Origin of the sequence: Streptomyces sp. YGL11-2, assembly GCF_050054615.1 — a bacterium.
Classification (GTDB): domain Bacteria; phylum Actinomycetota; class Actinomycetes; order Streptomycetales; family Streptomycetaceae; genus Streptomyces.
In genome coordinates, this window is the sequence record NZ_JBNHIN010000093.1 from 1 (window position 1) to 8,415 (window position 8,415).

An 8,415-nucleotide genomic window follows, 5' to 3' on the forward strand; every position below is an offset into this window, starting at 1 on the left:
ATGGAGTCGTTCTGGTCCTCGATGCAGATCGAGTTGCTCAACCGCAAGCGGTGGAAGACCCGGGTCGAACTGGCCAACGCGATCTTCGAGTTCATCGAGATCTTCTACAACCGCAAGAGACGACATTCAGCACTGGGCTACCGCACCCCCATCGAGTACGAACTACTCTCCGCACAAGACACCATCCACGCCGCCAGTTAGCCACCGCAGCTGGAACCCAAACCGTGGGGCAGGTCAACCCGTCACCCAAACCTGCAGCAGACCCTCACGATCGCGAACGCCGCAGAACGGAACAGCGCGGGGGCGGCCACGGCCGGTTCCCTCCGGGGGCCTTCTTCAGACTTCAGGCGGCGGACCTGGAGTCGGCCGTGCGCCGCCGGAGCACCGGCGTGGTGAGCGACGGCGGGGCCCAGACGCCGTCCGGGGGATAGACGTCGGTTCCGGGCGGCACGATGCCGTCGATCCGGTCGAGGACGTCGTCGCCTAGTACCACGGAAGTGCCCTTGAGCGTGCTGCGCAGTTGCTCCATCGTGCGTGGGCCGATGATCACCGACGTGACGGCCGGATGCACGAGGGGGAAGGCGATGGCCAACTCCGGCAGCGAGCACCCCACTTCCTCGGCCACCGCCACCAGCTGCTCGACGACCTCCAGCTTCGCGGTGGTGAGCGGCGCCGACGGATCGAAGCGGTTCGGGTGCAGAGTGGGGCGTCCGCTGCTCAGATCGAGAGCCCGGCCCTTGCGGTAGCGCCCGGTCAGGAACCCCGAGCCCAGCGGGCTCCAGGTCAGCACGCCCATTCCCAGGCGCTGCGCCACCGGCAGCACATGCCTCTCGACGCCGCGGGCCAGCAGCGAGTAGGGCGGCTGCTCGGTGCGGAACCGCTGGAGCCCGCGGCGGTCGGCCACGTGGTACGCCTCGACGATCTCGTCCGCAGGGAACGTGGAGCACCCGAACGCTCTGATCTTGCCCTGGCGTACGAGATCGGTCAGGGCGGAGAGCGTCTCCTCGATGTCCGTCGTGTGGTCCGGCCGGTGCACCTGGTACAGGTCGATCCAGTCCGTTCCCAGCCGCCGCAGGCTGTCCTCCACCTCCCGGACGATCCAGCGCCGGGAGTTGCCGCCCCGGTTGGGGCCGTCCCCCATGGGGAAGTGGACCTTGCTGGCGAGTACCACGTCGTCGCGACGGCCCTTCAGCGCCTTGCCGACGATCGTCTCCGACTCGCCGGCCGAGTACATGTCGGCGGTGTCGACGAAGTTGATCCCCTCGTCCAGCGCGGCGTGGATGATCCGGACGCACTCGCCGTGGTCGGCATTGCCGACGAAGCCGAACATCATGGTGCCGAGGCAGTAGGGGCTGACCTCGATGCCGGTTCCGCCGAGAACGCGGTGGCGCATGAACTCTCCTTGGACGTCGTCACGTTGGGTGCCGCGACCTTACGACTTGGAGTCCGTTCTAGGGTAAGTACCGACCGCGGCCCCCTTTCGCAGACCATCGCGTGCGACGTGTTCGACGGCTCCGGCGGACAGACCGCGGAGATGCGATCACGCGCCCGGCGGCCCGGTTGCCGGGCGGTGACGGAACCCGTCGGCATGGACGACCCGTTCGTGGCGGCGGCTGCGATGGGCGGTCGGGGTGCGGCGGAGTGCGATGAGAGCGGCGTCGTCGTCGAGACGTCCGCCGGCGTGGGCCAGCAGGTCGCTGCGGATGTGCTGGAGCAGGGAGGCGGGGCTGGCCTCGGTCCACTGGGAGACCCGTTGCTCGACCGGGTAGAAGCCGCCGCTGGCGTTGCGCGCTTCGATGACGCCGTCGGTGTAGAGCAGGAGGGTGTCGCCGGGTTCGAGGGAGAACACGTCGAGTGTGTAGTTCTCGATCCCCAGGCCGCCGACCCCCAGCGGCGGTGCGGGGTGCAGGCTCGGGACCGTGACGATGTGGCCGGGGCTGAGCAGCAGCGGCGGGGGATGCCCGCAACTGGTCATCCGGGAGATCGGGTCGCCGTCGGGGATCTCCAGCAGCAGGGCGGTGGCGAAGCGCTCGCCGATCTCCTCGGCCGGCTCGAAGTCGGCCAGGTAGCGCGTCACGCTCGTCTCCAGGGCGGTGGCCAGCGCGGGCAGCGAGGTGTGCTGGTGGGCGGCCTCGCGAAAGGCGCCGAGCAGCAGAGCGGCCTCACCGATGGCACCGAGGCCCTTGCCGCGTACGTCGCCGATCATCACCCGCACGCCGCTGTCGGTACGGGTGGCCGCATACAGGTCGCCGCCGATCTGGGCCTCGTCCTCCGCGGCCAGATACAGGCAGGCGATCTTCAGCGGCCCGATCTGCTCCGGCAGTGGCCACAACAAGACGTGCTGCGCGGCCTCGGCCACCGACCGGACCTGGGCCAGCTGGGCGGTGCGCTGCTCGCGCACGGCGGACAGGGCCACCAGCAGACCCGCGAGCACCGCGAGGGTGGCGAGCTGCATCAGGTGGTTCGCGGTGGTCAGCCCGTCGTGGAACACCGCGATGATCACCTGGGCGGTCAGTGCCAGTCCTCCGATGAGCCCGGTCAGGTAGGGACCGGCGAACCCCGCGGTGATCGCAGGGGCGATGACCAGCGCCGGTCCCAGGTGGATGTCCGGGGAACTGCGCAGGTCCACCACCATGATCACCGCGATGAGCAGTACCGACAGCCCCAGCAGCGTACGGCTCAGTGGCCGAGGCTGCCGCGGACGGGCACGGTGCGGCTGGGGAACCAACACTTTCCATCCTGCACCGTCCCCGCGCGGCTCACCAGCGACCGCGTCCCGAGTACCTGCGCCAGACGGTCCGCCGACGTCCTCCACCACGGCATCCGCGAGGGGAGCGGCCTCCTCCCCGGCGCCGGTGGGTGCCGGCGTCTCACTGGACGTTCCACGCCACCCACGCCACCCGCGCCGCCGCGGGTGCCTCGGCCGACCTGGATAAGAGCGCCCGCGCAGCGCATCGGAGCGGATACGGCGGGGGCACTCCTTGGCCGAGGTTGCGGGACGGGGCCGACCGAGGCCGGTGTGTGGCCCCGCCGCCACGAGGCCCTGCTCGTCGCATCGCGCCGGGCCGGTCTCGTCGAGGTGGACGACCGCGCCCACGAGATACCCGCCGGCTTCCACCAGGAACCTCCGCCAACTCGCCTGCTCCGCCCGCTGCTTGGGGTGACCGCGCACCGCACGGTCGAACGAGCCGGTAGGCATCGGGGGAAGGGGAGGGGGCGCCCGCTCGCCGGCAAGGCGGTCAGTGCCAAGGGCGGCCGGTGTGGCAGTCCGGATGGTTTTACGGCTGCCTGGTCAGGTGCATGGTCAATGACCGCATGGGGCTGTTCCGTCGCAGTCCCATGCGGCCCGCCACGCTCCTCGCCACATCCATGGACGTGGTGGTCTGTGGCCGCCTCGCTCTGCTTCTGCCCACCGCCCCGATCCGGTGGGGGGAACGGGACGATCGACGCCCCGGTGCGCGTCCGGAGATACCGGCGCTCACCGGGGCGGGGTGGGGGAGGGGGCGGCCCGTGGCTACTGCTCGTGCTGATTGCCGGAGCGGCTGCGGGCCAGGCCGAGGCCGCCCGCGGCCAGACCGAGAACGCCGGCCACCAGGCCCGCGACGCCGAGGCTGCGGGCGGTCGAGTCGCTCGCCTTCGCCGCGGCGGTCGGGGAGTCCTTCGGCGCCGTGCTCGGTGCGTCGGCGGAGGCCGCGGCGGTCAACTTCAGGGTGGGGGCGGGGTTTTCCGGGTCGGGCCGGCCGGGGCGCTTCGCCTCGATCCAGCGGGTGATCTTGCCGTCGGAGTAGGTCTGGAGGGCCTTGAAGACCAACTGGTCGGTTCCGGTGGGCAGTTGTCCGAAGGCGACCGTGAAGTCCTGGTAGTTGCCGGGATCGATCTTGCCGCCGGTCCAGACGATCTCCGAGACGGCGTCGGTGATGTTGCCGTCGTCGGTCTTGACCGGGGTCTTGAGCCTGGTGGTCTTGACCTGCGCCGTCCAGCCGCCGACGGGCGTGACCAGGACGGACGGGATCGGATGGTCCGTGGGAAGCGTGATGTCCACCTTGGTGGTGCTCGCGTTGTCCTCCTCGTCCGGCACCCGGAAGGTCAGGGTGCCGTCCGAGGCGCCCTGCGGATAGCTGTCGGGGTGGACGGTGACATGGGCGAACGCGGCACCGGCACCGGCCAGCACACCGGCGGTGGCCAAGGCGCCGACCACGGCGGCGCGGTGCAGCCCGCGCCGGGAGGAAGAAACGAGGGGGTTCGCAGACATGCGATGACTCCGTACAGGTCGACCGGCGGGCACGACAGCCGCCGGCGAAGCGGTGAGGGGGATCGCCGCGCACCGGATCAGCGGGCGGCGTACGGAACCGTGCGACGACGGCTCACTCGTACCGGGCCGCAGCGGGCCCCACCGCCGGCGGCCCGCGCCGAACGACCGCGTGCCGCAACCGAAGTTGCCGCGTCCACCGACCCTCTGCATCGCTCCTTCGTGCCCGCCCGGGCGACGGTGGCGCCGGTGCCACGACGGCACGCCACCAGGCCGCAAGTCCCGGTACCAGCGCCGCCATCTGACGCAGCAGGGACCAGACGGACGCCTCGCCGCGCCGCAGCCACCATGACGCCACCAGCGAGGCCACGGCGTGTGCGGCCACCGCCCGACCGCTCTCGCCGTGCTGCGCCGCCATCGCCATCACCGGATGGTGGATGGCTGGCATGCCTGGCATGCCGGCCATCGCCGTACCCGGCAGAAGTGATCCCGACGCCCCGGTCCCCACACCCATGGGCGCGGCATCGAAGAGGACATGGAGACCGACCTGCACCACGGCCATGACACCGCAGATGCCCGCCAGTGACCGCTCTCGGCCGCCCAGCAGGCACCCCAGGCCGAAGACCACCGCAAACCCGGCTCCCTCGGCCCACAAGGCGGGCGTCTGAGGGCACGCGAGGCTGTGCCCGGCCGCGCCCAGGGTGACGCACATCGCGGCGAACACGGCAGCCCGCAGGCTCCGGAGCACCAGGGATGCACTCACGCGACGAGGTTCCTCTCAACCGGTCGGGCGCAACCGTCCCAGAATGAGGTCCATGTCACAGCAACGCCAGAGCGCACCGCCGTCCCCTTGCGCTCTGCTCCGAATCCGTGCGCCACGCCCAGGACTTGCGGCTACGACGCGGTCACGGTAGGCACCCCCGGTTGCCACTCCCGTGTTGTTGTTCATGCCCCCGTGCGATGCCCGAGCTGGTGGAGATTGCTCAGGGCCGCCTCCGGTCAGCGGTTGATGTTGAGATTCCTGTTGATGTTGACATTCCTGTTGAGGTTGCTCAGGGGCTCCTCCGGTGCGGGGTTGATGTTGTAGTTCCTGTTGTGGTGGAGACGAGGGTGTTCCCAATCGGAATGGTGCTCTTCACCGCTCCACGAGTGGCGGTGGTGGACGGCGCTGCCGCCGTACGCGCCCTCGCCGCCGGGAGAGTTGTACCGGCCCTCGCCGGGCTGGGGCGGTTCGATGCCCGACGGGCAGGGAGGCTGCGTGCAGGTGGGTGCCAGGAAGGCAGCCGACTGCACCGTCGCGGACGAGGTGGGCGAGACGTGATCGACCGCGTTTACCGCACCGGTGCCGGCCGCCAGGGCCAGGACGGGTGCCACCGACACAGCGGCGATCACCGGCCACATTCCAGATCTCTTCGCAAGCATGCCGACATCCCCAAGGTCATAGGAGAGCGGTCTTCGGCCTTGTGGTCATTTTGGGCCGTGACGATGGGTATCGCCGGGGCCGGATGGCCCTGGCCGCGGGCCGATCGGGCATAAGAGGGCGTGGGCGCGGCTTTCTCCGGGTCGGTGGGCGAACGTTCGGTGAGGGATCGGTGGGGATGGGTTACGGTTGCGGGGCCTTCCGATCGCCGTAAAGCGAGAACATGTTTGGTGCCTTCCGTCCCGGTCCCGCGCGCTGCGAGAGCAGCGCCGTGCCTCTGGCCGACAGCCCGCGCCCGTCCCGTGCCGTACGTGTGGCGGCGCTGGCGACCGTGATGGTGGGCGTAGCGGTGTCGGTGAGTGGGTGTGCGGACCTGGGGAAGCCCAAGCCCGCGGGGCACGCTTCTCCCGTCTCCGGCCCCGTGCGGCTGTGGCCGCAGCGCGCGCCCGCGCCGCGGCCTTCCCCGGAACCGGGAGCGGACAGCACGCCGATGCCCCTGCCTGCGGTGCCCCGGGTGACGTCCGGGGACATCCGGAAGGTGTCCGTGTCCGCCGTCGTGCGGGCGCAGCTCGATGCGGACGACAGCCGCCGGGCGCCGGCCTTCGACAAGCAGACCGAGAACAGGATCCGCTCCTGCGCCGAGCGGCCGAAGTCCTGTCCCGTGCTGGCTCCCCAGTACCAGGATCTGACCGGTGACGGCAAGGCCGAACTGATCGTCGGCATCGAGGGCGCGGACCACTCCATGGCCATCTGGGTCTACCGACTCAAGGGCGGAGTGGTGGACCGGATCCTGAACACCGCGGGGACTCCGCTGGCCGTGGACGTGACCGAGGGCAAGCTGATCATGCGTGAACCCACACAGACTCCTGGGTACGAGATCCGCACCGTCTTCGGGTGGGAACCTCACAGCCAGGTCATGGAGATGCAGGCCACCGAGTACGACTGGCAGTCCCCGGTCGCCACCCCCTCCCCGGAGCGGAAGCCATGAGCACGCCCCGGTCACAGCCGCGACTGCTGCCCGCCTGGACGGCGACGCTCTACTGGAAATCCGCCGTCTTCATCACCCTCATGTGCTGCCTGCTCGCGGTGGTGCTCGCTGTCCTGGTGCACGTCCTCGTCGACCGGCAGACCCAGGCACGGGCGCGCAGTACGGCCCTGGCGGAACTGGACCGCACCGTGGCCGCATACGGCGCCGGGGAACCCCTGGGCCGCGATGCCGCGGTCAACCCGCCGGACCTCCCCGCCGCCCTGCGCGAGATGACCGTGAAGCGGGAAGAGCGGGGGACCCAGCTCGCCGATCACGACGGTCACCCCACGATGTGGGCCACCGCACCCGTCGCCGGCGGCAAGGTGCTGGCGGTAGGTCTGGACTACAGCAACCAGGCAGCCGCCCTCCGCGGACTGGACCAGGCCATCACGGGCTCCTCCGCCGCCGCCATCGGCATCACCCTTGGGGCCGGACTGATCTCGGTCTCCCGTATCACCCGCCGCCTGCACCGCACCGCCCAGGTGGCCCGGCGCATCAGCACCGGCGATCTCGACGCCCGCGTGAACGACCCCCGCGCCCTGAATCCGGACCGCGCCAACGACGAAGCCGCCGCGGTGGCCGCCGCGCTGGATGCGATGGCCGCCAGCCTGCAGGCCAAACTCCACGGCGAACAGCGCTTCACCGCCGATGTCTCCCACGAGCTGCGGACCCCCCTCGCCGGACTCCACGCCGCGGCCGAACTGCTGCCACCGGGCCGCCCCACCGACATGGTGCGCAACCGCGTCCAGGCCCTGCGCCAGCTCACCGAGGACCTGTTGGAGATCTCCCGGCTCGACGCGCAGGCGGAGCGGGCCGACCTGGACGTGCACCAACTGGGGCCACTCGCCGAACGCGCGGTGCGGGCCACCAGAACGACGACTGAGGTCCGCGTCGTGCGGGACGTCTGTGTGGAGACCGACCGGCGCAGGCTGGAGCGGGTGCTGGGCAACCTTGTCGCCAATGCCCACAAGCACGGACGCGCGCCCGTGACGGTCACCGTCGACGACCACGTCATCACCGTGCGGGACCACGGTGACGGCTACCCCTCCTACCTCCTCGACCAGGGGCCGCAGCGGTTCCGCAGCCAGTCCGGCGGTGCGGAAGCCGGCAAGCGGACCGGACACGGCCTGGGCCTCACGATCGCCACCGGACAAGCCCACGTCCTCGGCGCCACCCTGCACTTCTCCAACGGCCCTGACGGCGGAGCCATCGCCGAACTACGCCTCCCACCGGGCCCGGACGACCGGCCCGAGACGACATCCCCCAAGAAGGAAGAGCACGGGCCGGAGGGCGACTGACACCGCCTCACACTCCCTTCTCCGCGAGGGGCTCCGGCCCGTCAGGCCGCCATCCGACGGTGGCGTGGCGACGCCTCACAGCGCATCAGGCGATGCCGTGACGACTCGGTAGGTGAGACGTCGGCAACCGGGCCGGTCAGCCGCTGACAAAGCAGAACTCGTTGTCTTCCGGATCGAGCATGGCCTGGAAGGACCCCTGGTCGTCGGTGACCGTCTCGCCGACCCGAACGGCACCCAGACCCACTGCCGTGGAGATGGCGGTCTCGATGTCGTCGACGGCGATGTCGAGGTGGAGCCGGTTCTTCACGGCCTTGGTCTCGGGCACCGGTTGGAAGGCGAGTCGTGCGGACCCGGGCAGGTCGACGTGCGACCAGTCGCGGGGGGGGGGGGGGGGGGAGGGACACCAAAAGAAGGAAAAAAA

At 70.5% G+C, this 8,415-nt stretch carries 9 protein-coding genes; 3 read left to right on the plus strand and 6 right to left on the minus strand.

Features of this window, described 5'->3' with window-relative positions:
* The coding region (locus ACO1BR_RS42240) for an IS3 family transposase (protein ID WP_426800439.1) at positions 1 to 201 on the plus strand (201 nt) is incomplete at its 5' end.
* Between the two features lie 142 nt (positions 202 to 343).
* Here ACO1BR_RS42240 and ACO1BR_RS42245 read toward each other — a convergent pair.
* The 5 genes from ACO1BR_RS42245 to ACO1BR_RS42265 form a co-directional block, all read right to left on the minus strand.
* Entirely contained in the window at positions 344 to 1,393 is a 1,050-nt protein-coding gene (locus tag ACO1BR_RS42245) for an aldo/keto reductase (protein ID WP_426800440.1), read from the minus strand.
* Positions 1,394 to 1,540: 147 nt separating this feature from the next.
* Positions 1,541 to 2,728, minus strand: coding sequence for a PP2C family protein-serine/threonine phosphatase (locus tag ACO1BR_RS42250; protein ID WP_426800454.1), 1,188 nt, complete (start codon positions 2,726 to 2,728; stop codon positions 1,541 to 1,543).
* Between the two features lie 786 nt (positions 2,729 to 3,514).
* Positions 3,515 to 4,252, minus strand: a complete 738-nt coding sequence (locus tag ACO1BR_RS42255) for a YcnI family protein (RefSeq protein WP_426800441.1) — start codon at positions 4,250 to 4,252, stop codon at positions 3,515 to 3,517.
* A gap of 112 nt (positions 4,253 to 4,364) precedes the next feature.
* Positions 4,365 to 5,012 (minus strand): hypothetical protein, encoded by a 648-nt coding sequence (locus ACO1BR_RS42260; RefSeq protein WP_426800442.1) that lies wholly within the window; start codon positions 5,010 to 5,012, stop codon positions 4,365 to 4,367.
* 236 nt (positions 5,013 to 5,248) lie between these two features.
* A complete protein-coding gene (locus ACO1BR_RS42265; RefSeq protein ID WP_426800443.1) occupies positions 5,249 to 5,641 on the minus strand; it encodes a hypothetical protein in 393 nt (130 codons plus the stop codon).
* Between the two features lie 572 nt (positions 5,642 to 6,213).
* On the opposite strand from ACO1BR_RS42265, the gene ACO1BR_RS42270 reads away from it, so the two are divergent.
* Both ACO1BR_RS42270 and ACO1BR_RS42275 read left to right on the plus strand, forming a co-directional pair.
* On the plus strand, positions 6,214 to 6,657 hold the full coding sequence (locus ACO1BR_RS42270) for a hypothetical protein (protein WP_426800444.1): 444 nt from the start codon (positions 6,214 to 6,216) through the stop codon (positions 6,655 to 6,657).
* Entirely contained in the window at positions 6,654 to 7,994 is a 1,341-nt protein-coding gene (locus ACO1BR_RS42275; RefSeq protein ID WP_426800445.1) for a sensor histidine kinase, read from the plus strand. The genes ACO1BR_RS42270 and ACO1BR_RS42275 overlap by 4 nt, the downstream gene beginning before the upstream one ends.
* Before the next feature lie 136 nt (positions 7,995 to 8,130).
* Here the strand turns inward: ACO1BR_RS42275 and ACO1BR_RS42280 are convergent.
* On the minus strand, positions 8,131 to 8,415 hold a 285-nt coding region (locus tag ACO1BR_RS42280), incomplete at its 5' end, for a VOC family protein (RefSeq protein WP_426800446.1).